Origin of the sequence: Streptomyces sp. NPDC102278 (assembly GCF_044766345.1) — a bacterium.
Taxonomy (GTDB): domain Bacteria; phylum Actinomycetota; class Actinomycetes; order Streptomycetales; family Streptomycetaceae; genus Streptomyces.
In genome coordinates this window covers 504,087-528,689 of sequence record NZ_JBIWLV010000002.1, presented here as the reverse complement: position 1 = coordinate 528,689, position 24,603 = coordinate 504,087, and the positions used below count along the sequence as shown (strand labels likewise).

Here is a 24,603-nt window from a genome sequence, read left to right as displayed (position 1 = left end):
CGGCGGACGCGCGCCGGACCCCGCACGTCGGACCGGTCGATCAAGGGACCGACCGGTCCGACGCGGGGAAACCGGGAGGGACGGGGCGGGCGCCGGCCGGGACGGAGCCCCGGGACGCTCTCGGCGGCGGGTGCGGGGCCGGGCGCGGGGCCGGCTCGGATGAGGGGCCCGGGGCCGGAAAAGGGTCCCGGCCACGTACCATGGCGGCATGTCCTTCCTCCGCCGCCACCGCGCCGCCACACCCGCCGGCCCGGACTTCGACGTCCTGGCCATGGACCCGGGGGACTGGCCGGGCAACCTCGGGGCCGGGCTGCTCCCCGCCCCCGACGGCAGCTGCCAGGGCGTCTTCCTGCGCTACGACCTGTTCGGCGGTCGCGGCCCCGCGATGATCATCGGCAATCTCCCCGAGGGTTCGCCCGCCCGCGACCTCGCCGACAAGCAGGTCCCCTTCGAGGTGGCCCAACTCCTCGACGCCCTGGAGAACGAAGAGGACGTCGAGGTCACCGCGGTCGAGGACTGCCCCGTCATGCAGGGCGACAACCTCCTCATCGTCCGGAAGGTCAAACTCTCGGAGTCCCGCATCTCCTGCGTCCAGTTCGACCGCAGCGACAACGTGCTGGTCACCATCGCCAGCTGGGACCGCCCGATCACCGATGACCTCTACGCCCTCCTGAAGCCGCTCCCGGCCGAGCTCTTCCAGCAGGGCTGACCACGCCGGGCCGGCCGTGCCGCCCGCCCCGCGAGCGGCGCGGCGGGGGAGCGGCCGGAAACGGGCGGGCGGCGCCGGGCCGCCCTCAGGCGTCCGCGATGTCGTTGGCCGCCACGTACCCGAACGTCATCGCGGGACCGATCGTCGATCCGGCCCCCGCGTAGCTGTGGCCCATCACCGCCGCACTCGCGTTGCCCGCCGCCCACAGCCCCCGGATCACCGAACCGTCGGCCCGCAGGGCCCGCGCCCTGGCGTCGGTGACGATGCCGCCCTTCGTCCCCAGGTCCCCCGGCACGATCTTGAAGGCGTGGAACGGCGGCGCCCAGATCGGCGCGAGACACGAGTTCGGGTGGACGTTCGGGTCCGTGTAGTAGTGGTCGTACGCCGTGTCCCCCCGATGGAAGTCGGCGTCGTTCCCGCTCCACGCCTGCGCGTTGAAGCGGTTGAGGGTCGAGCGCAGCGCACCCGCCGGCACCCCGATCTGGTGGGCCAGCGCGTCCCAGGTCCACGCCTTCTTCGCCGCGCCCGACTCGTACCAGGAGTCCGGGAAGGCGAAGGTCGGCAGGATGTCCTTGAACAGGTACTTGTTGCGGTAGTTCTGGTCCACGATCAGCCAGGCCGGTATGTGCGAGCCGACCGCCCCCCGGTCCTTCTCGTACATCACGTGCACCACGTCGCCGTAGGGCGCCGCCTCGTTGACGAACCGCGTGCCGTTCCCGTTGACGATCAGCCCGCCCGGCAGGGTCCGTTCGGCCAGACAGAAGTACGGCTCACCGGGCAGCGGGATCGACGGCCCCCACCAGGCGTCCTCCATCAGCCCCAACGCAGCGCCGGCGCGCTGCCCCGCGCGGATCCCGTCGCCGGTGTTCTCCTTCGCGCCGACCGACCACCGGGTGCCGATGGGCTGTTGCTGGTACTGGGCCCGCATCTGCGCGTTGTGCTCGAAGCCGCCCGAACCGATGATCACGCCCTTGCGCGCCCGCACCGTCCCCCGTACGCCCTCCTTCTCCACCACCACACCGGTGACGGCCCCGCCCTCCTGGACCAGGTCCACCAGCGGGCTGTTCAGCCAGACCGGCACCCCGGCCCGCTGGAGGCCGGCCCGCAGCCCCGCGGCGAGGGCCTGCCCCATGGTCAGCGGCTTCTCCCCGCGCAGCGCGGCCGCCGCGCCGCGCGCCAGGCACTCCGCCGACACCGCCAGGCCCTTGGCGCTGACGGCCGCGAGGTTCAGCCACTTGTAGTCCTGGCTGAAGACGACCATCCCGGCCGGCACCGGCATGTACGCCGGGTTCAGGCGGGCCAGTTCGGCGCCGAGGACGTTGCCGTCGATCTGGTCGGGCTCGATGGAGCGGCCGTTCGGCAGACCACCGGGCAGGTCGGGGTAGTAGTCGCTGTAGCCGTCCATGAAGCGGAACCTCAGCGGGCTGTTCGCCATGACGAAGTCCAGCATCCGGGGGCCGTTGGCGAGGAAGGCCTGTTGCCGGTCCGCCGGCACCCCGGGCCCCACCACCGCCGACAGGTACGTGGCGGCCTTCGCCGGGGTGTCCGGCACTCCGACGCCCAGGATCACCGAGTTGTTCGGCAACCAGATGCCGGCGCCCGACCGGGCGGCCGACCCGCCGAAGGTGGGGGCCTTCTCGACCACCAGCACGCTCAGTCCCCGCCGGGCGGCGGTGAGCGCGGCGGTCATCCCGGACGCGCCGGAGCCGACCACGACGACGTCGTACTCGCCGAGCGGGGCGCCGTCGGCGGCCCGTGCGACGGCCCCCGGCAGCACGCTGGCGGCGAGTACGCCGGCTCCGGTCCCCGCGAGGACGGTCCGGCGGGAGGGCGGGGCGGGGCGTGCGGGACGGGGGCTCGCGGACATGGCAGGCTCCAGCGGGTCGGGGAAGCGGGCGTGTCCGGCATGTCTGATGCCGAGTCAGAAAAGGTCTTCGGGGGATCATGTGAAGTCAAGGCATCCGGCGCCGCCGCTTCCCGCAGGACCCGCCACCCGCCCCGTCACGGCCCGCCACCGACCCCGGCAAGAGCCGCCACCCCTCCCGGTACGGCCCGCCACCGGCCCCGGACGCGTGGAGGTCCCCCGGCGGTGACCGCCGGGGGACCTCCGTACGGACCCGACCGGGTCAGCGCGTGCCGACCGCCGCGCGCACCGCCCTGCGGGCCATCCCGCAGTCGTCGTGCAACCGGCGCAGCAGCAGGCGCTGTTCCTCCCCCGAGGACAGGGGACCCCCGGGCGTCGACGGGGCGGGTGCGGCCGCGGCCATCGAACGCTGCACGGCCGTCTCGGCCATCCGGATCTCCCGGGTCAGCACCAGCATCAGGTTCACCAGGAAGGCGTCCCGCGCCGCCGGACCCTGCTGCTGCGCCAGCCGACTGATCTGACCGCGGGCGGCCGGGGCGTCGCCCAGCACGGTCCACAGCGTCGCCAGGTCGTAGCCGGGCAGGTACCAGCCCGCGTGCTCCCAGTCCAGGAGCACCGGGCCGGCCGGGGACAGCAGCAGGTTGGAGAGCAGGGCGTCACCGTGGTTGAACTGCCACGGGGCGCCGGCGAGCTTCAGACCGTGCAACAGCTTCTGCAGGTCGCCGTAGTCCCGGTCGGTCAGCAGGCCCAGGTCGTGGTCACGGGTGAGCCGCCGGGCGTAGTCCATCGGGTGCCCGAACAGCTCGGGCGCCGGACGCCACTGGTTGACCCGGCACACCGCCCCGAGGGCCGCCCGGACGTCGGCCCGCGGCGGGGCCTCCACCGGGTGCCGCTGGAGCGCGGCGACCCGGCCCGCCATCCGCTCCACGACGAGTACGCAGTTCTCCGGGTCGGCGGCGATCAGGCGGGGCACCCGGACCGGCGGACGGTTGCGGACGAAGGTCCGGTACGCAGCTATTTCGTGCCGGTACCGCTCGCGCCATTCCGGCGAATGGTCCAGTAACACCTTCGCGACGGCCGTCATCCGCCCGGTCGTGCCCACGAGGAGGACCGATCGGCCGCTGCGCCGCAGCACCTGCACGGGTGCGAACTCCGGACAGATCCGCTGCACCGAGGCGAGGGCTGTGCGCAACTGCGCTCCCTGCGGCCCCGAAAGGTCGATTCTTCCGCTCGGCGGCTGTGTTCCGGTCCCCGGCATCCGCCGCGTCCGGAGGGCGCCCTGGGGCAGGGTCACCGGGCGGCCGGGTTCGAGGTAGGGGCCGCCACCGGCCGGGAGCGTACGGTGCGGCCGGACCGGTGCGGACACGGAGGTCGTTGCTGCGTACATGGCGTTTACAGTTCCCTTCGTGCGCCGACGAGTTGCGTACGCCGCCCCGCCGGATCCCGTGCTTCACCCTGGGGAGTTCCGTCGGTGACCGGGTCGGGGAGGCGCATTCCTACCTGACACCCGACGGTGGGTGGCGGACCATCTTGCGTGCCCTGGCGAAGCCTGGCGAATAGTCGCTGGGCATCTGACGGGGGGCTACTGTCAACTCAGCCGAGAACCTGGGGGCTTGACGTGAGCAAAGGTCCAAACACCCGTCTGAACGACCTGTTCGGCCTGGCCGGCTGGTCGAAGGGCGAACTGGCGAGGATGGTCAACCGGCAGGCGGCCGCCATGGGTCACCACCAACTGGCCACCGACACCTCGCGGGTGCGGCGCTGGATCGACATGGGGGAAACCCCGCGCGAACCGGTGCCCACGGTACTGGCAGCACTGTTCACCGAGCGGCTCGGTCGTGTCGTGACCATTGAGGACCTCGGGTTCGTACGGCAGCGGCGCACCTCCAAACGGCAACCCGACGGGGCGCAGGACAACCCCGACGGAGTGCCCTGGGCGCCCGAACGCACAGCCGCGGTCCTCACCGAATTCACGGGAATGGACCTCATGCTCAACCGTCGCGGCCTGATGGGCGCGGGAGTCGCGCTCACCGCAGGCTCAGCCCTCAGCAACGCCATGTACGACTGGCTGCACACCGACCCCGCCGCCGCCAAGGACGCGCAGCGTTTCGGAGACAACGCCTACCAGGCCGACCAGGCGGGATACGACCGCTACGAGGCCGCCCCCATCGGCTCCCAGGAGATCGAGGCTCTGGAGCGTTCCGTCGAGGTGTTCCGCGCCTGGGACGCCTCCAGGGGTGGCGGACTCCAGCGCAAGGCCGTCGTGGGCCAGCTCAACGAGGTGGGCGGCATGCTCGCGTACCGCCACCCCGACCACCTCCAGCGCAGGCTGTGGGGGGTGGCGGCCAACCTGGCGGTCCTGGCGGGCTGGATGTCGCACGACGTCGGTCTCGAACCCACCGCGCAGAAGTACTTCGTGATCGCCGCCCACGCGGCGCGCGAGGGCGGCGACCGGCCGCGCGCCGGCGAGGCCCTGTCCCGGGCCGCCCGTCAGATGGTCCACCTCGGGAAGCCGAACGAGGCCCTCGACCTGATGAAGCTGGCCCAGTCCGGCTCCGGGGAGCAGACCCTGCCGCGCACGCGCGCCATGCTCCACACCATCGAGGCCTGGGCCCAGGCCGCCATGGGCAAGGGACAGGCCATGCGCCGCACCCTGGGCGAGGCCGAGGACCTGTTCGTCTCCGACAAGGGCGACGTGCCACCGCCGTCGTGGATGCAGCACTTCGACGAGGCCGATCTGCACGGCATGCAGGCCCTGGCCTTCCGTACGCTCGCCGACCACGACCCTTCGGTCGCGCCGATCGCCCAGCGGCACGCCCACGAGGCGCTGCGACTGCGCGCGCAGGGGCACCAGCGCTCCCAGATCTTCGACTACATCTCCATGGCCTCGGCCTGCTTCATCGCCGACGATCCGGAACAGGCCGACCGCTACGCCCGCCTGGCCCTGGTCTCGATGAACGAGACCTCCTCGCACCGGACGTGGGACCGGCTGCGCGAGATGTACCGCCTCACCGGTCAGTACGCCGGATACGCGCGCATCGAGGACCTGCGCCAGGAGATCGAGTCGGCCCTGCCCAACAGCCCCGTGGCGCCAAGGCCGGTGTGAGGTCCGCGCCGCCGGCGTCGGGCCGGCGCACGAGACCCCCCGCGCATCCGCGGGCACGCGACGAAGGGCCGCGCCCCGGGGCGCGGCCCTGAAGGAAGAACCATCCCGAAGGAAGAGGAGGAGGCCCTCTCCGGCCCTCTCCGGCCGCCCCTACGATCCGACCCGGGCGACCAGTACGCAGGCGTCGTCCTCGCGTTCGTCCTCGCCGAACTCCTCGGTGACCAGCCGTACGCACTCCTGCGCCGACCGGGCTGCGGCGAGCTCCGGCGCGAGCGCCAACAGCCGCTCGGTGCGGTCCGTTTCGTCGAGCCCGAAGCCGCGCGGGGTCAGCCCGCCCGTGCCCAGGACCAGTACGTCGCCGGCCTCCAGTCGCTCCTCGGCCTGTCCGTACACGGCACCCGAGGTCGCCCCCAGCAGCACGCCCTCCGGCGGTCGCAGGGAACGACCGCGGCCGCGACGGAACAGCAGGGGGGCGGGGTGCCCGGCCTGGGCCCAGGACAGCAGCCGGCGGGCGGGATCGTAGCGGCAGCAGACGGCCGAGCCGAGCGCCGGCTGCACGGAGGTGTCCAGGAGCTGGTTGAGCCAGCCCATCAGCGGTCCCGGCTCGATCCCGGCCATGGCCATCCCGCGCAGGGCGCCGAGGAGCATCGCCATCCCGGAGGTGGCGGTGACCCCGTGCCCCGTGAGGTCGCCCACCGTCAACAGCGAACGGCCGTCTGACAGTTCGAGCGCGTCGTACCAGTCGCCGCCGATCGGCGAGCCGGTCGCGGAGGGCAGGTGGTGCGCGGCGACGTCCAGCGCGCCGGTGCTGTGGTGCGGGAACCGCAGGGAGCCGCGCCACGGGGGGAGCACGGCTTCCTGCAGCTCGACCGCCAGCCGGTGCTCGGTCCGCGCGATCTCCCGGCGGCGTTGCAACGAGTCGTGTGACTCGCGCACCGCGCGCTGGCTCCGGCGCAGTTCACTCACGTCCCGCAGCACGGCCCACATGGAGGCCGTGCAACCGTCGGAGTCGAGTACCGGCTCGCCCCTCATGTGCAACGTCCGGACGCGGCCGTCGGGCCGGACGATGCGGAACTCGCCGTCGATCGGCTTCCCGTCCACCAGACAGTCGGTGACCATCGCGGTGAGCGCCGGCTGGTCCTCGGAGAACAGGGTCGAGCCCAGTTCGTCGAGGGGCAGCGGGCCCGCCTCGGGGGACCGGCCGAAGATCCGGAAGAGTTCCTCGGACCAGGTCACCGCGTCGGTGAGCAGGTTCCACTCGGCGCTCCCGACCCGGCTCGGTGGTTCGCCGGGCAGGGAGTGTGGCGCGCCGTACGGGAGTTCGGAGAGCTCCTCGGGGGCGGCCGGCAGTCCTTCCTTGAGCTGGCCGAGGTGCCGGCCGAGGTCGTCGAGGTGGTGCACCGCGAGGTCGCACAGCGCCCGTTGCCAGCGCCCCTGCGCTTCGTCGTCGTCCGCGACCGCGTCGCGGCGCACCGCGTTCACCTCGCCCCGCAGGCGCCGGGTCTGTGAGATCAGGGCGTCCACCGGTCCCGACTCGGGGGGCTGCGCGGGACGGTCCGCGTAGAGATGGGACGGCATGAGGACTCCGATACAGGCGCGGCACGGCCAGGTCTGAAAGAAGGACCGGCATCGACTGTGGCACAGCCGGCCGAGGGTCGTAAGCGGTTTGGCAACATCCGTAAGAGCCTTGCCCCGGGCATATGCTCGGGGCCTCCCGGAGGCGCCGGCGGTGTGCGAACGAATCCGGTCAACCCTTCCGGCGCCCCTGCGCGAGCCGCGCATTCGAGGGGCCGTGCCCCCTACCCGCCCCCGGCCGGAAAGCGGCCCCCGGGAAGGGCCGGGTCGAGCGTGCGCCCGAAGTGTGCGAGCGCACGAAGCCGCCGGGCCCGCGCGGACCTCATGTCCCCAGGACGAGCGAGGTACCCCCGAACGGGCTACCCCCGTCACGCCGGCCGACGGCTTCCCCCCGCACCCGGTGATCGCTACGCTACGTGTCGGTAATGATCGGGGGAGGTCCGTTCCGCGGGCCGCGCGGGACACGGGGCCACGGGGACATGAGCGGTCAGAGCGGCGACATCGGGCAACGTCGCGACCCCGGGCGGAGCCGACGCTCGTTCCTCACCCACCTCGTCGCCGCGCCGACCCTCGCCCTCGTCACGCGCGTCGGGTCCGACTCCCTCGCCCCCCAGGCCGCCCACGCGGTGATCCCGACCCCGCCCGCGATCGCCGACCTGGTGGATCTCGGCGACCTGTTCATCCTGGCCGGGGCGCCCACGTCCGCCCTGCTGGCCCTCGCCGTCGAGGCGGACGGCACCATCCGCTTCCGGCTGCCCCGGGAGGAGGTCGGCCAAGGCCTCACCACCGCCGTGGCCATGCTCGTCGCGGAGGAACTGGACGCCCCGCTGGCCGACGTCCGGGTGGAACTCGACGACGCCCGGCCCGAGCTGCTGTTCAACCAGCTCACCGGATCCTCCAACGCCATCCGCTCCCTCTACGGACCCGTCCGCCAGAGCGCCGCCACCGCCCGGGCCCGGCTCGTCGCCGCTGCCGCCGCCCGCTGGAACCTCTCCGCCTCCACCCTGACCACCGCGAACGGCCTCGTCCGGGCCCCCGACGGGCGCACCGCGGACTACGGCGCTCTCGCCGCGGCCGCCGCGGCGCCCGGCCTGGTCGTCCTCGGGGCCACCCCGAAACCCCCGGCCCGGCACACCCTCGTCGGACAGCCGACCAGCCGCATCGACGCCCGGGCCATGGTCACCGGAGCCCTGCGCTACACCCTCGACCTCGACGTGCCCGGCGCCAAGCCCTGTGTGGTGCGCCGCCCGCCCACCCTCGGCGGCGACGTCCGGAGCGTCGCCAACCTCGCCGCCGTCCAGGCCATGCCCGGCGTACTGCACGTGGTGACCATCCCCACCGGGGTCGCCGTCGTCGCCGAGACCTTCGGGCAGGCGCTCGACGCCAAGGCCGCCCTCCGGGTCGACTGGGGCCCCGGCCCCGCCGACCGGCTCTCGGACGCGCAGGTGCGGACGAAGCTGCGCGCCGCCACCCCGCCGCTGCTGGTGCCGCCGCTGCTCACCCCGTACGTGGACGCCGAGTTCGACTTCGCCTTCGTCAGCCACGCCCCGATGGAGACCAACTCGGCGGTGGCCGACGTACGGGACGGGCGGGCCGAGATCTGGTCCGGGCTCAAGTCCCCGATCGTGGCCCGCCAGACCATCGCCGCCGAACTCGGACTGCCGCTCGACAAGGTCACCGTGCACGTGGTCCAGGCCGGCGGATCCTTCGGGCGGCGCCTCTTCTTCGACGCCGCCCTGGAGGCGGCCCGGGTCTCCAAGGCCTGCCGCCGCCCGGTGCGCCTGATGTGGACCCGGGTCGACGACACCCGCCACGGTCGGATGCGTCCGGCCACCCACCACAAGATCCGCGCCACCCACGCCCTGGGCGAGGTGCTCACCTTCGAACACCGGGTGGCGGCCGCCGAGACCGACTTCCGGCACGGGCTCGGCGAGATCATCACCGCCACCGCGGCGAACCTGCCGCTCGGCATCGGCAACGCCACCCTCGCCCAGACCCTGTTCCTCACCACGATCAAGTCCCCGTACCACTTCGGGCTCACCACCCAGGCGCTCACCGAGGTGCCCACGGGGGTCCCCACCGGCTCATGGCGCTCGGTGTACTCCGCCAACACCCGGGGAGCCGAGGAGATCGTCGTCGACGAGCTGGCCGCGCGCATCGGGAAGGACCCGTACCGCTTCCGGCGCACCTTCCTGAAGACCGACGCCCAGCGTGCGGTCCTCGACAAGGCCGCGCGGGAGGGCGAGTGGGGGCGACCGATGCCGGCGGGGTGCGCCCAGGGCATCGCCTTCCACGAGGAGTACAAGTCCCGCACCGCCTGCCTGGTCGAGATCGACACCCGCGACCCGGAGCACGTGCGCGTCACCAAGGCCGTCATCGCGGTGGACGTCGGCCTGCCGGTCAACCCGCGCGGGCTGGAGGCCCAGATGATCGGCGCTCTCACCGACGCCCTCTCCACCACCCTGCGCGCCGGACTGCACCTGGACAACGGGCTGCCGCTGGAGGGCAGTTACAGCCAGTTCCACTGGGCGAGGCAACGCGACACCCCGAAGGACGTACGTGTCTTCGTGCTCCCGGCGACCGGCGCCGAGCCCGGCGGCGCCGGCGAACTCGGCGTACCCGCCGCCGTGGGGGCGATCGCCAACGCCTGGGCCCGGGCCACCGGGAAGAAGCCGCGGAGCTTCCCGCTCGACTTCGACGTGGACTTCACCCCCTACCCCCGCCAGCCCGTCTCCTCTCGTCCGCCCGTCTGCCCCTGATCCCCGCCGCCCGTCCCGTTCTCCCGCCGCCCGACCCGTTTGCCCGCCACCCTTCTCGCCACCAGCCCAGGAGCGCCGCGCCGTGCCCTCGCACACCTTCACCGTCAACGGGCGGAGCGTCACCGTCGACGCTCCGGACGATCTGCCCCTGCTGTGGGTGCTCCGCGACATGCTGGGCGTACGCGGCCCCAAGTACGGCTGTGGCGTGGACGTCTGCAAGGCCTGCACCAGCCACCTCGACGGCGCGGACGTCCGCCCCTGCGTGGTGCCGGTGTCCGCCTGCGCCGGCAAGGCGGTGACCACCATCGAGGGCCTGGCGAACGGTGACGAGCTGCACCCCGTGCAGGAGGCCTGGCTCGAACAGGATGTCGCCCAGTGCGGTTTCTGCCAGCCGGGCCAGATCATGGCCGCGGTGGCGCTCCTGCGGCGGACCGCCGAGCCCACGGACGAGGACATCGACACCATCGCCAACATCTGCCGCTGCGGAACCTACTTCCGCATCCGCGAGGCCATCCGCAGCGCGGCCGCGAAGATGTCAGTACCGGCGGACGACACAACCCCCAGAGCGGCCGAACCGGACAAACATTGACCGATCATGCCTGAATGAGGCGTATCAATGCGAAACGCGTGCTGGTCGGTGAACCGCTCGACACCGCGCGGCTGGGCGAGACCCTGCTTCCCAAGCGGCTCGCGCTGCCCATCTTCTGCAGCGACCCGCTCTCCTCGGTGGCGTACGCCACCGAGGAGATCCTGCTGATCCTCGCCCTCGGCGGCGTGACGCTGCTCCACCTCACCTGGTACGCGGCCGCCGCCATCGTCTTCCTGATGATCGTCGTCGTCGCCTCCTACCGGCAGACCTGCCACGCCTACCCCGGCGGCGGGGGCGCCTACATCGTCAGCTCCGAGAACCTCGGCCCGACGGCGGCGCTGACCGCCGCCAGCGCCCTCCTCGTCGACTACGTGCTGACCGTCGCCGTCTCGGTGGTCTCCGGCGTCGCCGCCATCACCTCGGCCATCCCCTCGCTCAGCGACCACCAAGTCGTGCTGTCGGTCGGCTTCGTGGTGCTGCTGACCCTGATGAACCTGCGCGGCGTACGCGAATCGGGCCGGATCTTCGCCCTTCCCACCTACGGCTTCGTGCTCGTCATCTACGTCATGTTCGCGGTCGCCGCCGTACGGATCGCGACCGGCGCCACCATCCGCGCCGAGTCCGCCTCCCTGCCGATCATCGAGACCGAGACGTTCACGGGCCTGGCCCTGGTACTGCTCGTGATGCGCGCCTTCGCCTCGGGCTGTACGGCGCTGACCGGCGTCGAGGCCATCAGCAACGGCGTCCCCGCCTTCCGCAAGCCCAAGAGTCGCAACGCCGCGAACACGCTGGCCGTCATGGGCGTCCTGTCCGTGACCATGTTCCTCGGGATCACCTTCCTCGCCATGTCGTACCGGGTGCACGTCGCGGCCGACCCGACGGAACTCGGCCTCGCCCCCGGGACGCCGACCTCCACCGCGCTCGCGCAGATCGGCCGGGCCACCTTCGGCAGCTGGCACTTCCTGTTCTACCTGCTGCAGGCCGTCACCGCCGGGGTGCTGATCCTCGCCGCGAACACCGCCTTCAACGGGTTCCCGATGCTCGCCTCGATCCTCGCCAAGGACCGCTACGCCCCGCGCCAGCTCTTCAACCGCGGCGACCGCCTCGTGTACTCCAACGGCGTCGTGCTGCTCGCGCTGGCCGCCATCGCCCTGATCGTCGCCTTCGACGCCGAACTGACGCGCCTCATCCAGCTCTACATCATCGGCGTGTTCGTCTCCTTCACCCTGTCCCAGTCGGGCATGGTCCGGCACTGGAGGCGCGCCCTCGACTCGCCCGACACGGCCAGGGGGGAGCGGGTGCACATCCACCGCCGGCTCGCCATCAACGCGGTCGGCGCGGCCATGACCGCCCTGGTGCTGGTCATCGTCCTCATCACCAAGTTCACGCACGGCGCCTGGCTGGTCGTCATCGCGATGCCGCTGCTCTTCCTCGGCATGAAGGGGGTCCGGCGCCACTACGACACCGTCGCCGACCAGGTGGCCGTCGCCCCCGGCGTCAAGCCGCGCAAGCCCGCTCGCCACCACGTCGTGGTGCTGGTCTCCTCGGTGCACGCCCCGACGCTGAAGGCGCTCGGCTACGCGCAGGCCCTGCGGCCCGACAGCCTCACGGCCGTCACCGTCGCGGCGGACGCGCAGGACGCGCACCGGCTGCGCGAGGCCTGGGCCGGGCACGACCCGGGGATCGCGCTGAAGGTGCTGCACTCGCCGTACCGCGAAGTGATCGGGCCGGTCCTGGAGTACGTACAGGAGCTGGCGGCCGCGGAGGGGACGGACATGCTCTCGGTGGTCATCCCGGAGTACGTGGTGGGGCACTGGTGGGAGCAGCCCCTGCACAACCAGAACGCGCTCCGGCTGAAGGCCCGGTTGCTGTTCACCCCGGGCGTCGCGGTCATCGACGTCCCCTACCTCCTGGAGTCGGCGAAGCCGACCGGCCCCGCCTAGTAGTGCTTTGTTAGCTGGTGTCGTAGGGCTGCCGTGGGGTGGGTTGTCGGCAGGTGGGGCAGTGGCCGTTCCAGGTGGCGAGGAGGTGTTGGAGGAGGTCCAGGGCCTGGTAGAGGGTCAGGTCCTGGCAGGGACTTTTGGGCAGGTCCGCTGTTCGGTGAGGAAGAGGTGGGCGGCGGTGACGAGGGTGACATGGCGGTGCCAGCCGGTGAACGAACGCCCTTCGAAGTGGTCCAGACCCAGTGCTGTTTTCAGTTCGCGGTAGTCGTGCTCGATCCGCCAGCGTGACTTCGCGAGCCTGACCAGGTCTTTCGCGGGAATGCCGGCGGGCAGGTTGGAGATCCAGTACTTGACCGGCTCGTCCTGGCCCTCGGGCCACTGGGCGATCAGCCAGACGAGGGGGATCGTGCCGTCGGCGGCGGGTTTCGGCCGCCGGCCCGCGAGGCGGACCCGCAACAGCACGAAATGCGAGCTCAAGGCGGCTTTGGAGCCCTTGCGCCAGACCACGGCCTGTCCCTGTTCCCGGCCGGCTTCCAGAACATGCTCGCGCAGGGCGACCGGACGGGTGCGGTAGCGGGGCAGCGGGCGGGGCCCGAGTCCGCCATAGGCCGGCTGGTGCGGGACGGCATCCTCGCGGTGGGCGGTCATCTCGCCTTTCACCTGGAGCACGTAGGCAAGGCCGCGGTCCTCCAGGCCGTGACGGAAGTCCGCGTTCGCCCCGTAACCCGCGTCCGCGATCAGAGCGGCGGGCCGCAGCCCGATCCTGGCGAGTTCATCGAGCATGTCCAGCGCGAGCCGCCATTTCGGCTGGTGATGCTCGTCTTCGGGGATCCGGCAGGCTTCCCGGCGGCCGGCCATATCGGGTAAATCCCAGGAGACGGGCAGGAACAAACGCCAGGCCAGCGGGCACGACGCACTATCGGAGGCCGCGTGGACACTCACCCCGATCTGGCAGTTGGCGACCTTGCCCAACGTGCCGGAGTACTGCCGGGCCACCCCCGGAGAGGCTTTCCCGTCCTTGGGAAAGCCAGTGTCGTCCACCACCCACACCTGCGGGCGGACCGCCCGCACCGCCCGCCACGCAAGCCGGGCCCGCACGTCGGCGACCGGCCAGGTCGAGGACGTCATGAACTGCTGCAACCGCTGATGATCGACCCCAAGACGCTCCGCCATCGGCTGCATCGACTTCCTGCGGCCATCCAGCAACAGCCCCCGCAGATACAACTGGCCCTTCTCCAACCAGTCCGACCGCACCAACGGCGCGAACACCTCCGAAGCGAACTCCTCCAACCGCACCCGCACCGCCGCAAGCTCCCCAGCCCTCATACAGCCAGCGAACTACCACACACCCGACGTGACAAGACCGGCTAACAAAGCACTACTAGGGGGTGTCTTGTGGATCATGCCGGGCCCGCGGCCGGGCGGCGCGCGACGGCCCCGGTTCCGCCGAGGCGTGCTGGATCACCGCCGCGTGTGCCAGGGCCAGTTCCACCACCTGGGCCGGATCGGAGAGCGAGCGGCCGGTCAGCTGCTCCAGACGGCGCAGCCGGTTGGAGACCGTGTTGCGGTGGCAGTACAACCGCTGGGCGGCGTAGGTGGTCGAGCCCTGGCAGGTCAGCCACGTGCCCAAGGTGGTCAGCAGCACCCGGCGGTCCTCCGGGGGCAGGGCCAGTACCGGACCCAGCACCACCTGACGCAGCCGGCCCGCGAGTTCGGACTGCCCCGCCACCAGCGCCGCCGGGAGCCGTTCGTCCAGCAGCACGGTGAGCGGGCCGCCCGAGGCGGGGGCGGTGCGCAGCGCGAGGACCGCCAGTCGGCGGGCCCGGGCCAGGTCGGCGGCCCCCTCCACGACGGGGCTGACCCCGGCCCGCGCCCCCGACGGGGCGAGCAGCTCCCGTACGGACTCCAGTGGATGGTGGCCCAGTTCCACGAGGCCGGTCTCCCCGTCGGCGCGGGTCCGCCACAGCACGCGCGGCGAGACGGGCTCGGGGCCGGCCTCCGGGAGACCGGACGGCCCCAGCGCGATCACGGCGAACCGGCCCCGCGCGGGCAGCCCCAACCGGGCGGCGGCCTCGTCGGCCGCCCCGGTGCCGTCGAGCAGCGCGTCCAGCAGGGACGCCCTGAGCTCCCGGTCCCGCTCGGCGCGCGGGGACTCGGCCCGGCGGTACGCGTCCGAGGCGGCGTCGGTCATCTGGTCCAGTACGTCCCACAGCACGACCGCGCCCGGCAGCAGCCGGGGCAGCGCCGCCCGGTCGTGCGCGACCACCGCCTCGGTGAGGGTCTGCCACAACAGTCGGCCGCCGTGCCGTTGGACTCGGAGCAAGGAGGCGAGCGGCAGTCCCTGTTCGGCCCGCAGGGCGCCGGTGGCCCGGGACTCGGAGAGGTCCACCGACAGGCCCCGGGACCCGCGGACCAGGCCGTCGACCGCCTGCCGGAGGTGGCGGTGGATCCGTTCGCGTAATTCGGTCCGCCCCAGCAGGGCCGCGTACGCGGGGTCCTCGGTCAGCGTGCGGTCCGCGAGCCGGTCCGCCGCCACGGCGATGCGGCGGTCCAGGTCCCCGCGTATCTCCTCGATGATCCGCTCCATGACCGGCAGGGTGACACGGGGGAGGGGGCGGTGGGGAGGGCCCGGAGCCCGCCGCGTCCGCTAGCGTGTCCTGAGCACTGCACCTGAAGTGCTCAGGAAGTCCGTCCCGTACCCAGCCCCAGGAATCCCCCCATGCGCCAGAATCCGGAACGTCGCGTCGCGCTCCTCGACGCCGCCATCGAAGTCCTGGCGCGCGAGGGCTCGCGCGGGTTGACCCTGCGGGCCGTGGACGCCGAGGCGGGAGTTCCCACCGGGACCGCCTCGAACTACTTCTCGAACCGGGGTCAGCTCCTGGTCCAGATCCTGCACCGGTCCCGGGAGCGGCTCACCCCGGACCCGGCGGACCTGGTCGGCCCGCTCGACACCAAGGTGCTGCTGGGGCAACTGCTCGACCGGATGAGGCGCGAACGCAGTGTGCACATCGCGGCGCTGGAGCTGCGCCTGGAGGCCACCCGACGGCCGGAACTCCAGGTGGAGATGGCCGGGTTCCAGGGCGCGGAGCTGGAGGCGAGCGTCGCCTGGCACCTGGAGTCGGGCCTCCCGGGGGACCGGCAGGGCGTGGTGCTGATGTACTTCGCGATGCTGGGCCTGATCGTCGACGACCTGACCGTGCCGAGCCTGTTGGACCCGTACCCGGTCGAGGGGCTCCTGGAGACGATGGTGGAGCGTCTGCTCCCGCGGCGGCCGGCGGACTGAGATCGGCCCGCGCATGGTGCGAGGATGGCTTCCTGCGACTCGTTGACGTTCTTCTGTTCGCTTCTTGATCAGAATGCGACGCGTTCCGGCCACGCTGTCACGTGCTATCGCGCATGTTCCAGCGGAAAATGCCAGAACCCCCTTTCACAGTGTGGAACTTGAGTAAGTTCCCTCCTGTCGCGCCGTACGACCGTGCACCCAGCACGTCTGGCCGGGAGGGGAGCCCGCGTGCCCGGGATCGACGAATGTCTGCTCGAAGCCATGGCCCTGCCCGGTGCACGGGGGGCCTCCCTCGTGGACTGGAGCAGTGGACTGGCCCTCGGCACCGCAGGGGATTCGCCGGTCGGAGACCACGAGACCACCGCCGCCGAGACCGCCGAACTGGCCCGGGCGGCCGCCGAGTACGAATCCTTCGCACCCGAGGCCGGGGAAACCGGCCCCACGGACTCCGCCGGGCCGCCGGTCGAGGACCTGATCGTCACCACCCGCAGCGGCTACCACGTACTGCGCTTCGTCGAGACGAGCTTCGACAGCAGCGTGTTCCTGCACCTCTGGCTCGACCGCGCCGACGGCAATCTCGCCCTCGCCCGCCACAGACTCCGCGCACTGGCCGAAGGGCTGGTGCTCAGATGACCGTCCCGACCCTCCCCGCCAACCCCGTCGAAGTGTCACCGCTGTTGACCCGCCTCGCCGCCGAACGCGCCACCGGCGCCCTGCTGCGCGACCGCGGCACCCTGTTCCTGGAGGACGGCCGCGTCGTGCATGCCGAGAGCCCCTCCACCCCCGGTCTCGACGTCCTGCTCACCACCGGCGGCGGACTCGCCCCCGAGCGCTGGAACGACGCCGTGAACCAGGCCGGCGCCCGCCGCCAGGTCGCCCGCTACCTCGTGGACAGCGGCGGCCTGGCGGGCGGCGAGCTGGAGATATGCCATCTCGCCGCGATCTTCGACGCCGCGTTCTTCGCGCTGTCGCCGGGCAGCGGCCCCTCCCGGTTCCGCCGCGGCGCCACCCACTGGATCGGTTCCGTGCGATCGGTTCCCGCGGCCGCCGTCGAGCGGGAGACGCGCCGCCGGCGGGAGTTGTTGGACGCCGTCTGGCCCTATCCGCTGCTGGACACCGCCCCCGTGGTGCCCCGGCAGGCCGCGCCCGGGCAGACGATCACCGCCAGGCAACGCCTCCTGCTCCACCAGGCGGACGGCAGACGAACCCCCGCCGACCTCGCGTGGGTGCTCGGCCGGCCGGCCTTCCACACGTTGCTCGACGTGCGCAGACTCGCGGCGGCCGGTCTCGTCGAGACCCCGCACGCACCGGCCCCGATACCCATGGCCGAGACACCCCTGCCCGACTGGATGACCCAGGCCCAATCCCCGGACGTGGCCCTGCTCCGCCGGTTACGCGACGCACTGGAGGCAAGCCTGTGAGGCTCCCGCTGCGACCGGTTCTGCGCACCGACCGCTCCGAGCGGAGGCAGCCCGAAAGGAGAAAGGCCGACATGAGCACGGCGATGGTGAACGCCGAGGCCGAGGCCGAGATACTCGCCGAACTCCGGCGGCTGAGGGCCCGCCTTCCCCAGCTCACCGGTGCCCTCGCGGCGAGCGTGGACGGCCTGGTGCTCGCCCACGACAGCGCCGCCACCGAGGCCGAGTCCGTCGCGGCCCTGACCGCGGCCGCCCTCGGTGTCGCCCGGCGACTGAGCGACAGCACCGGCCAAGGCGGCTTCCGCGAGCTGCTGGTGCGCGGCGAATCCGGCTACATCGCGACCTACGCGGCGGGCGAGGCGGCCGTCCTCACGCTGATCGCCGAGCCGCGCGTCAATGTCGGCCGGCTCCACCTGGAGGCCCGCCGATCCAGCCTGCGCATCACCGAGCTCATCGAGCACAGCCTCGGTCGGCGAGGCCCGGTGGCGCCTCCGATGCCCACCCAGGCTCCGCCGACCCGAGCCGCACACCCCACCGACCACTGACAAGACGAACAGAACCCGGCAGAACCCCGGACAGTCACCGAAGAAAGAGGAACCTCTCATGGCCACTGTGGAAACCGCCCTCAAGGAAGCCACCACCGTCATCGACGGCGCGCTCGGAGCGGCACTGGTCGACTACGGCAGCGGCATGGCGCTCGGCACCATCGGCGGGGGCAAGGACCTCGACCTGGCCGTCGCCGCGGCGGGCAACACCGACGTGGTGCGTGCCAAGGTGCGCACGATGGAGATGCTCGGACTCCAGGACGAGATCGAGGACATCCTCATCACCCTCGGAGGTCAGTACCACCTGATCCGACTCATGAAGGCGCGGGGGTCCAGCGGGTTCTTCCTCTACCTCGCGCTCGATCGCGGTCGGGCGAACCTCGCCATGGCCCGGCACCAACTGAAGAAGATCGAAGCCGACCTGGAGATCTGACGGCCTTCGTCCCGGGAACGCCGCGGTGGCGGACGGTGCGACGTGTTGCCGTCCGCCCCGGCGAGACGTGACCCACGGGGCTGGGATCCGGAGCGACGGGAACCCGTCCTGCGCCCACCGATGAGTTTCGGGCGCGGGGCCGGTCTGTACGTGCGGGAGCGTTTCCCTCACCGCGATCCCTCACCGCACGACTCCGGAGGCAGTCATGACCAGCAATCCCTTCACCACGTGCCTGTGGTTCGACGGCCGGGCCGAGGAGGCCGCCGACTTCTACCTGTCCGTCTTCAAGGACGGCCGGATCGGCCGGATCGGCCGTTACACCGACGCCGGACCCGGGCCGGTGGGCGAGGTGATGGTGATCGAGTTCGAGATCAACGGCCAGCGGTTCATCGGCCTCAACGGCGGCCCGCAGTTCCCCTTCACGGAGGCCGTCTCCTTCCAGATCCCCTGCGCCGACGAGGCGGAGGCGGACTACTACTACGAGGCCCTGACGAGGGACGGCGGCCAGGAGTCCGCCTGCGGGTGGGTCAAGGACAAGTTCGGCCTGTCCTGGCAGGTCACCCCCACCGAGGCCATCGCCTTGATCAGCGACCCCGACCCGGGCCGGGCCGCCCGGGCCAGTGCCGCCATGCTCCGGATGAAGAAGCTCGACGTCGCGGAGATGCGGCGGGCGGCCGACGCGGTGTAGAAGCGGTGCGCGGCGACGGACCCCAGACCGCGATCCGAGTCAGGAGCGCCGGCAGGGCGGTCCCGATCGGTTCGCGGATCACCTCGTCGGCGAGGGAGCCGTAAGGGGTCCCCCCGGGTGTTCACGGTGATCGGGCGGGCCCCCGCCTCCGCGGCCGTCCCGGCCGGCGAGGCGGCGGGCCGCAGGGGTCCGGCCTGCGCCGAAAGGGGCGGTTCTCGGCCGAATCCGGCCCCCACTGGGGTGAGGCCCGGCCGCGCCCCTCCGCGTCGGCACGGACGGGCGGCTACAAACCGGACATGACGCTCACCCCCCGCCTCACCGGCGCCCTCCTGCTCTCCCTGCTCGCGCTGCCGGCCCCGGCCCTCGCCGCGCCCGCGCCGGCTCCGGCCCCCGGCCCCGCCGTCGCCGCGGGCCCGCACCGGCACTCGGCCGCCGAGATCAGCCGCTTCCTCACCGTCTTCTACGGCAAGCACGGCCCCTCCCGGTACGGCCGGGAGCGTCGCGTCTCGCAGGTGCTGAAGGACAAGCAGCGGGACAACCCGCAGAGCGACGTGCTGCTCTGCGCGCAGGGGCAACCCCACAGCATCGCCGTCGGACCGGTCACGGTCGCGGCGTCCGCGGGGGTCGGCTGGGCCACCGTCACCACCGGCTGGGGCACCGAACACACCGACACCTTCACCGCGTACGTACGGCTCGACTCCCAGCCGATCCACCTCGACGACGTGATCTGCGCGGGCTGACACCCGCACGCGCGCGTCTGGTACAACACCGGGCATGACGGGATTCGAGATCGGCGGCGCGAGCGCCGCCGACATGGAAATGATCCGCGCATGGGCCGACGAGGAGGGCTGGAATCCGGGTGACACCGACCGCTTCGCCTTCGCGGTCGCCGATCCCGACGGCTTCCTCGTCGGCCGGCTCCACGGAGAACCGGTGGCCTGCGTCTCCGCCGTCCGCTACGGCACGGGCTTCGGCTTCATCGGGTTCTACATCGCCCGCCCCCGGTGGCGCGGGCAGGGATACGGCATCCGGCTGTGGAAGGCCGCGATGAGTCGACTCGACGGCCGTCTCGTGGGATTGGACGGAGTGGTCGAGCAGCAGGACAACTACCGCAGATCCGGGTTTCGTCCGGCCTGGAACAACGTCCGCCACGAGGGCGCCCCGCGAGGCGGGGACGCCGGTGCGACGCGTGTCGTGGACGACGGTGTGATGCGTGTCGTGGACGCCGGCACCCTGCCCTTCGCCCAACTCGCCGCCTACGACCGGAGGTTCTTTCCCGCGCCACGCGACGCGTTCCTCTCCGCGTGGACGGGGTTGCCGGGCCGTACGGCCCTCGCCGCCGTCCGGGACGGCCGGATCGAGGGACTCGGCGTGGTCCGGCCGTGCAGCGGACCCTCCCGCGTAGGCCCTCTGTACGCGGCCACGCCCGAGGTGGCCGCGACCCTGGTGCGGCGGCTCGCGGAACACGCCCCCGGCGGGGAGATCGCCGTGGACGTGCCCGACGCGAACCCGACGGCCACCGCCCTGATGGCCGAACTGGGGCTGGTCCCGACCTTCGAGGCCGCCCGGATGTACACGGGGCCGGCGCCCACGGTCGACCTGCCGGGACTGTACGGCGTCGCGAGTCTCGAACTGGGCTGACAGCGAAGGGGAGTTCGCCTAGTCTGCGCGGGTCCGCAGAGCGCAGTCCGAGGGAGACACCGTGTCGTTTCTGCTCCTGCTCGTCGCCGCCGTGCTGAGCATCCTCGGCTGGATCAACGACAACGACGCTCTGAGCACGGCGGGTTGGGTGGTCTGGGCGATCGGCATCCTCCTGCTCATCCTGCGATGGCGCCGCAACCGCCGGAAGTTCGCGTCCGTGGAGCACGCGCGGGCCGCCGCCGAGGCGGGAGACCCCCGGGCGATGCGCGCCCTCGCCTCGATCCACAAGCTGGGCGAGGACTACGCCGAGGCGGAGCGGCTGCTCCGCGCGGCGATCGTCCTGGGCGACGTGGAGGCCATGTGGGACATGGGGCGGCTCGTCGACCTCCGGGACGGACTCCCGGAGGCCGAACCGTGGTTCCGGATGGCCGCCGAGCACGGTCACTTCTTCGCGAAGCGGATGTTCCGTGCCGGGCACGCCTTCAACATGGACGGCACGAGCCCCCTGTGAGCCGGGCGGCGGTCGCACGACGCCGCCCGGACCCGGCACCGGGGCTCAGATGCCGAACAGGACGCCGGTGCTGTTCCGCAGACCGCACGGGTTGCCGAACGTGTACGTGTAGCTGAGCCGGCGCCCCTCCCAGACCCCGTCGGCGGTGACCGTCATCGGGTTCCACTCCCTGGTGCACGCGGCGTCCGCGCGCGGTTCGGCGAGTGCGTCCAGCGCGCGCCCGTTCGCCCGTAACTCGGCGCAGGCGGCGACCGGGTCCGGGTGCGTACCGCTCGGCCGCGGGGCGCACACCAGCGTCACCGCGCGCAGCGCCGTACCCGCGTCGGCGTCCTCGCCGGCGGTGACGGTGACCACGAGCGCGGAGGGCGCGTACATGCTCTCCGTGCCGGCGGGGGCCGCGTCGGCGGCTCCCGAGCCGACCAGTGCGGTGAGGGCGGTGAGCGCCATGGCGCCGGTGGCCAGTCCCAGATTCCTGGTGATGGACCGCATTTCGAACACTCCTCGGGTGGTTGCTTCGGATAGCGGACGTGAGTCTTGCCCATGAGGGACGGGAACGCCCGTTCGTACCGCAGTTTCACGTCACTGATCGTGATCGCATGAGTGCAGTCCGCAGCGGTGTCGGGGTGTTGACCTGTGGGGGAGCGAGCCGCCGAATCGGCCGAAGACACCCCTGAAACACTCCCGAAACACACGCGCCGAGGCCGGTTCGGCAGGCGTCGACCCGGTGCCGGCCGCCGCGTGCGACGGCCCGGCGGTCCTCCACCCCCAGCGCCGAGCCGTGCAGCTCGCCGAGCCCAGCAGCTCGTCTGGCCGCCGGGCCGTGGCGGGCAACCGGTCCGGTCCGCGCACCACACCTCGGCGCGGGCCAGGGTTCGTTCGCGGCCCGGTGACGTCGCCGCGGCGGGCGACAGGGCCACCGCCCGGGTGCGGGCGGGATCCGGGTACGTGTCCGCCTCGCAGCAGTTGCCGTCGCTCGCCACAGCGGCTACCGCCGGAACGACGCGCCAGATCCCGGGTTGCGCGGCGAGGACGGGGTCGGGCCCGTCCCCCGGCTGCGGGCCCGACCCTCAGCGCGTGGCGCCCGTGCGCGGGGCGTACAGGTCGATGAGCCGGGTGCGGGTCTGTTGCAAGCGGACCGCGAGGACCCGACCGACCCAGTGCCCGACCGCGGATCCGAACGCGGGATCGACGTCCATCAGCATGCGTACGGTCGTCGCGTCGAACTCGTACGCCCGCACCGGGGTCATCGCCTCGGCGCTGAGCTGCCAGGTGTACGGGGGGAACAGCCAGGACCAACCGACCAACTCACCGGGACCGAGGCTCTGCACGGGCGTGGGCCTGCGGCCGGGGACGGGGATCTCCAGCGTCACCGTGCCGGAGCGCACGATCCAGAACGAGTCCGCCCGGGTGCCTTCGTCGAAGATCCGCGCGTTCTCGGGGAAATTGACCTCGCGGGCGTGCGACATCAGCCGTCCACGGTGCTCGGTGGACAGGACTGCGGCGATCCGGATGGGGGAAGGTGTGCTCACGACGGCCTCCGATCACGACCCCCCACTACGCTCCTGTTCCCCCCAGTGTCGCCGACTTCCGCCGATCCAGGGTGTGACCGTCGCGCGCGGCGCATCAGGGCCCGGCGGACCCGCCGAGGGGCCCGCGGCTGGGGCGATCTGTCGCACGGCGATCACCGAGGGTGACCGTTCTGTCCCCTTTCGTCAGGGCCGGCGGCGTCGGCGCACTGTTGGCAGCGTTGACCGATCGACGGCGGAAGAAACCATTCCGGCGGTTCCGGTCCCACGCCGCGGCGCGGGGCTCACTCCTCGGCATTGGCTTCCAGGCAGGCCAGCTCCATCGCGTCCAGTACCGCCTCGTGACTGCGCTCGCTCAGTTCCGCCACGTTCTCGATCTGCGCCGTCGCCCAGGCGGCCAGGGTCATCACCAGCACCCGCAGGCCGTCCGTGCCGTGTTCGGCGAGGATCGCGTCCGCGACGAGCATGGCGTCCTCCGGTACCTGTTCCGGCGGCTCCAGGCCCGCGAGCCCGCGCAGCATCGCGAGGGTGCGGCGGGAGATCTCCGGGGTCATCCTCGCCAGCCGCATGTCTTCTTCGTCGTCCATCCGCGCCCCACCCTCCGGTGTCGTGCCCAACCCCTCAGGGCACGGTAGAGGCGCGCGGCCCGGCGCGGGGCGGTTTCGCGGGGGTGGGCGTGCGTAAACGAGTGGCGCGGGGCGCCGCCGGTTGACAGGAACCGGACATGACCGAACGAAACGAACCGACGACCGTACGTACTGCCTTCCGCCGGCCTCCCCGCCCGGCCCCTGTCCCACCGGCGCACGCCGCCCGGCCCGTACCTCCACCGGCCGGCCTGTGCGCGCCCGCCCGTGAGGCCCTCCCGGCCGGGGCCGACCGGGAGGTCGGTTCGACCGGCGCACGCCGCCCGGCCTCCGGCGAACCGGGCGGCGGACTACGTCAGGGTCACCTCAAGGGCCGGTGCCTGCCGACCGAGTGCGCGGCGGGCATCGCCTTCCCCACCCGCGCCGCCGCCCGTCAGGGCCCCGCGGCCCTGCTCTGCCGCCCCCGGCCGGATGGGTTCAGCGTGGCCAGGACTCGCCGGCGCCGGCGCCCCAGGCGGACGGCGGGCTCGGCGCGGCGTCCGGGAACCATCGGGGCAGGGCGTCCAGCAGCCACGGATCGCGGGTGCGGACGTCCCAGGCGGAGCTGTCGAACTCCTGCAACTCCACCACGAGCGCGCCGTCCGCGGCGTACCCGTCGAAGTCGGCGTCGATCAGTTGCCGGCGCGGCGCCAACAGGGCCAGCAACGGCAGGGTCTCGACCCGGGGCCCCTCGATCAGCGCCTCCAGCTCCGGGTGGACGCCGCGCTCGTGGATCCGGACCCGCCAGGTCAACTCCAGTCCGAAGCTCCCGAGCCGCACCAGCATCTCCGCCGCCGAGACGTAGGTCGGCGGCGGACCGGGGCGCCACGCCGAGAAGGTGAGCGACCGGGGCCCCGTCATCCGCGCCTCGGCCGCGGCTCCGTCCCGGCGCTCCGGCGACGAGCCGCCCCCGTCGATCACGCGCCGCCCACCGCCGTCGTCGACAACGCCTCCCGCAGCAGGCGGGCGACGTCCTCGTGCTCCTCGCGGACCGCCCACTCCAGTGGCGAGGGCCCCTGCCCGTCGTCCTCGCGCAGACCCGGATCGGCGCCGCCCGCGAGCAGCGCGCGCACCGTCTCCACGTGGCCCCAGCACGCCGCCGCGCACAGCGGCGTTCCGTCCGTGGGGCCGCCGCTGTGCGCGTTCGGATCGGCGCCGTGACCGAGCAGCGCCCGGACGCCGTCCGGGTTTCCCTGGACCGAGGCCGCGTACAGGGCGGTGGTCCCGTCCGCGTTTCGGCCTCCGGGGTCCGCCCCCGCGCGGATCAGCTCCACCACCCGTGCCGCCGAGCCGTACCCGGCGGCCTCGACCAGCTGCCTGGAAAGGCGCTTGCTCGTACGTCTGTTCATGCCCCCATGGTGCTACACGCCCTCGGCTGCCAGCAGGGCGC

The 24,603-nt window shown here is 72.5% G+C and carries 24 protein-coding genes and 1 pseudogene; 14 read left to right on the top strand and 11 right to left on the bottom strand.

Features of this window, described 5'->3' with window-relative positions; genetic code table 11:
- Window positions 1–208: 208 nt before the first annotated feature.
- A complete protein-coding gene (locus ACIRO3_RS07265) occupies window positions 209–709 on the top strand; it encodes a hypothetical protein (protein ID WP_361776923.1) in 501 nt (166 codons plus the stop codon).
- 85 nt (window positions 710–794) lie between these two features.
- Here the strand turns inward: ACIRO3_RS07265 and kstD are convergent, their stop codons facing one another.
- Together kstD and ACIRO3_RS07255 are read right to left on the bottom strand one after the other, a co-directional pair.
- Complete coding sequence (gene kstD / locus ACIRO3_RS07260; RefSeq protein WP_404133472.1) at window positions 795–2,576, bottom strand: 3-oxosteroid 1-dehydrogenase; 1,782 nt, start codon at window positions 2,574–2,576, stop codon at window positions 795–797.
- Window positions 2,577–2,835: 259 nt separating this feature from the next.
- Window positions 2,836–3,960, bottom strand: a complete 1,125-nt coding sequence (locus ACIRO3_RS07255) for an aminoglycoside phosphotransferase family protein (RefSeq protein WP_404133469.1) — start codon at window positions 3,958–3,960, stop codon at window positions 2,836–2,838.
- Between the two features lie 231 nt (window positions 3,961–4,191).
- Here ACIRO3_RS07255 and ACIRO3_RS07250 point away from each other — a divergent pair, with 231 nt between their 5' ends.
- Window positions 4,192–5,679, top strand: a complete 1,488-nt coding sequence (locus ACIRO3_RS07250; RefSeq protein ID WP_361776932.1) for a hypothetical protein — start codon at window positions 4,192–4,194, stop codon at window positions 5,677–5,679.
- A gap of 150 nt (window positions 5,680–5,829) precedes the next feature.
- Here ACIRO3_RS07250 and ACIRO3_RS07245 read toward each other — a convergent pair whose 3' ends face one another.
- Complete coding sequence (locus ACIRO3_RS07245; protein ID WP_404133466.1) at window positions 5,830–7,257, bottom strand: PP2C family protein-serine/threonine phosphatase; 1,428 nt, start codon at window positions 7,255–7,257, stop codon at window positions 5,830–5,832.
- A gap of 476 nt (window positions 7,258–7,733) precedes the next feature.
- On the opposite strand from ACIRO3_RS07245, the gene ACIRO3_RS07240 reads away from it, so the two are divergent.
- The 3 genes from ACIRO3_RS07240 (at window position 7,734) to ACIRO3_RS07230 (ending at window position 12,545) form a co-directional block, all read left to right on the top strand.
- Window positions 7,734–10,013 carry a molybdopterin cofactor-binding domain-containing protein gene (locus tag ACIRO3_RS07240; RefSeq protein ID WP_404133464.1) on the top strand — a complete coding sequence of 760 codons (2,280 nt, stop codon included), beginning with the start codon at window positions 7,734–7,736 and terminating at the stop codon, window positions 10,011–10,013.
- An 82-nt stretch (window positions 10,014–10,095) separates the two neighbouring features.
- The gene (locus ACIRO3_RS07235) at window positions 10,096–10,602 is read left to right on the top strand and encodes a (2Fe-2S)-binding protein (RefSeq protein ID WP_404133461.1); all 507 of its coding nucleotides are present in this window, start codon (window positions 10,096–10,098) and stop codon (window positions 10,600–10,602) included.
- Between the two features lie 14 nt (window positions 10,603–10,616).
- Window positions 10,617–12,545 (top strand): APC family permease, encoded by a 1,929-nt coding sequence (locus ACIRO3_RS07230; RefSeq protein WP_366146845.1) that lies wholly within the window; start codon window positions 10,617–10,619, stop codon window positions 12,543–12,545.
- A 117-nt stretch (window positions 12,546–12,662) separates the two neighbouring features.
- On the opposite strand, the gene ACIRO3_RS07225 is transcribed toward ACIRO3_RS07230, so the two are convergent.
- Both ACIRO3_RS07225 and ACIRO3_RS07220 read right to left on the bottom strand, forming a co-directional pair.
- Complete coding sequence (locus ACIRO3_RS07225; RefSeq protein WP_404133458.1) at window positions 12,663–13,871, bottom strand: IS701 family transposase; 1,209 nt, start codon at window positions 13,869–13,871, stop codon at window positions 12,663–12,665.
- 55 nt (window positions 13,872–13,926) lie between these two features.
- Window positions 13,927–15,132: a PucR family transcriptional regulator gene (locus ACIRO3_RS07220; protein ID WP_404133455.1), complete on the bottom strand. Its 1,206-nt coding sequence runs from the start codon at window positions 15,130–15,132 to the stop codon at window positions 13,927–13,929.
- Between the two features lie 132 nt (window positions 15,133–15,264).
- Here ACIRO3_RS07220 and ACIRO3_RS07215 point away from each other — a divergent pair, with 132 nt between their 5' ends.
- From ACIRO3_RS07215 to ACIRO3_RS07190, 6 genes are all read left to right on the top strand, one after another.
- Window positions 15,265–15,828, top strand: coding sequence for a TetR family transcriptional regulator (locus tag ACIRO3_RS07215; RefSeq protein WP_366146847.1), 564 nt, complete (start codon window positions 15,265–15,267; stop codon window positions 15,826–15,828).
- Between the two features lie 228 nt (window positions 15,829–16,056).
- Window positions 16,057–16,461 carry a hypothetical protein gene (locus ACIRO3_RS07210; RefSeq protein ID WP_361776953.1) on the top strand — a complete coding sequence of 135 codons (405 nt, stop codon included), beginning with the start codon at window positions 16,057–16,059 and terminating at the stop codon, window positions 16,459–16,461.
- On the top strand, window positions 16,458–17,249 hold the full coding sequence (locus ACIRO3_RS07205) for a transcriptional regulator (RefSeq protein ID WP_361776956.1): 792 nt from the start codon (window positions 16,458–16,460) through the stop codon (window positions 17,247–17,249). Before ACIRO3_RS07210 ends, ACIRO3_RS07205 begins: the two co-directional genes overlap by 4 nt.
- Window positions 17,250–17,320: 71 nt before the next feature.
- On the top strand, window positions 17,321–17,791 hold the full coding sequence (locus tag ACIRO3_RS07200; protein ID WP_361776959.1) for a roadblock/LC7 domain-containing protein: 471 nt from the start codon (window positions 17,321–17,323) through the stop codon (window positions 17,789–17,791).
- Window positions 17,792–17,849: 58 nt separating this feature from the next.
- Window positions 17,850–18,224: a hypothetical protein gene (locus ACIRO3_RS07195; protein ID WP_053682065.1), complete on the top strand. Its 375-nt coding sequence runs from the start codon at window positions 17,850–17,852 to the stop codon at window positions 18,222–18,224.
- Between the two features lie 205 nt (window positions 18,225–18,429).
- On the top strand, window positions 18,430–18,912 hold the full coding sequence (locus ACIRO3_RS07190; RefSeq protein ID WP_404133450.1) for a VOC family protein: 483 nt from the start codon (window positions 18,430–18,432) through the stop codon (window positions 18,910–18,912).
- 28 nt (window positions 18,913–18,940) lie between these two features.
- On the opposite strand, the pseudogene ACIRO3_RS07185 reads toward ACIRO3_RS07190, so the two are convergent.
- Window positions 18,941–19,097: pseudogene (locus tag ACIRO3_RS07185) on the bottom strand (NAD-dependent deacetylase); the annotation flags it as partial.
- Between the two features lie 111 nt (window positions 19,098–19,208).
- Here ACIRO3_RS07185 and ACIRO3_RS07180 point away from each other — a divergent pair.
- The 3 genes from ACIRO3_RS07180 to ACIRO3_RS07170 all read left to right on the top strand — a co-directional run bounded on the left by ACIRO3_RS07180 (window position 19,209) and on the right by ACIRO3_RS07170 (window position 21,064).
- Window positions 19,209–19,652 carry a hypothetical protein gene (locus ACIRO3_RS07180; protein ID WP_361776966.1) on the top strand — a complete coding sequence of 148 codons (444 nt, stop codon included), beginning with the start codon at window positions 19,209–19,211 and terminating at the stop codon, window positions 19,650–19,652.
- Window positions 19,653–19,686: 34 nt separating this feature from the next.
- Window positions 19,687–20,553 (top strand): GNAT family N-acetyltransferase, encoded by an 867-nt coding sequence (locus ACIRO3_RS07175; RefSeq protein WP_404133447.1) that lies wholly within the window; start codon window positions 19,687–19,689, stop codon window positions 20,551–20,553.
- A 61-nt stretch (window positions 20,554–20,614) separates the two neighbouring features.
- Complete coding sequence (locus tag ACIRO3_RS07170) at window positions 20,615–21,064, top strand: tetratricopeptide repeat protein (RefSeq protein WP_404133444.1); 450 nt, start codon at window positions 20,615–20,617, stop codon at window positions 21,062–21,064.
- A gap of 45 nt (window positions 21,065–21,109) precedes the next feature.
- Here ACIRO3_RS07170 and ACIRO3_RS07165 read toward each other — a convergent pair whose 3' ends face one another.
- From ACIRO3_RS07165 to ACIRO3_RS07145, 5 genes are all read right to left on the bottom strand, one after another.
- Window positions 21,110–21,553: a subtilase-type protease inhibitor gene (locus tag ACIRO3_RS07165; protein WP_404133441.1), complete on the bottom strand. Its 444-nt coding sequence runs from the start codon at window positions 21,551–21,553 to the stop codon at window positions 21,110–21,112.
- Between the two features lie 578 nt (window positions 21,554–22,131).
- Window positions 22,132–22,593: a cyclic nucleotide-binding domain-containing protein gene (locus tag ACIRO3_RS07160; protein WP_361776978.1), complete on the bottom strand. Its 462-nt coding sequence runs from the start codon at window positions 22,591–22,593 to the stop codon at window positions 22,132–22,134.
- 281 nt (window positions 22,594–22,874) lie between these two features.
- Window positions 22,875–23,177 (bottom strand): hypothetical protein, encoded by a 303-nt coding sequence (locus ACIRO3_RS07155; RefSeq protein ID WP_053682076.1) that lies wholly within the window; start codon window positions 23,175–23,177, stop codon window positions 22,875–22,877.
- Window positions 23,178–23,651: 474 nt separating this feature from the next.
- A complete protein-coding gene (locus ACIRO3_RS07150) occupies window positions 23,652–24,134 on the bottom strand; it encodes a hypothetical protein (protein WP_404133438.1) in 483 nt (160 codons plus the stop codon).
- On the bottom strand, window positions 24,131–24,562 hold the full coding sequence (locus tag ACIRO3_RS07145) for an ankyrin repeat domain-containing protein (RefSeq protein ID WP_404133435.1): 432 nt from the start codon (window positions 24,560–24,562) through the stop codon (window positions 24,131–24,133). Before ACIRO3_RS07145 ends, ACIRO3_RS07150 begins: the two co-directional genes overlap by 4 nt.
- Window positions 24,563–24,603: the final 41 nt, after the last annotated feature.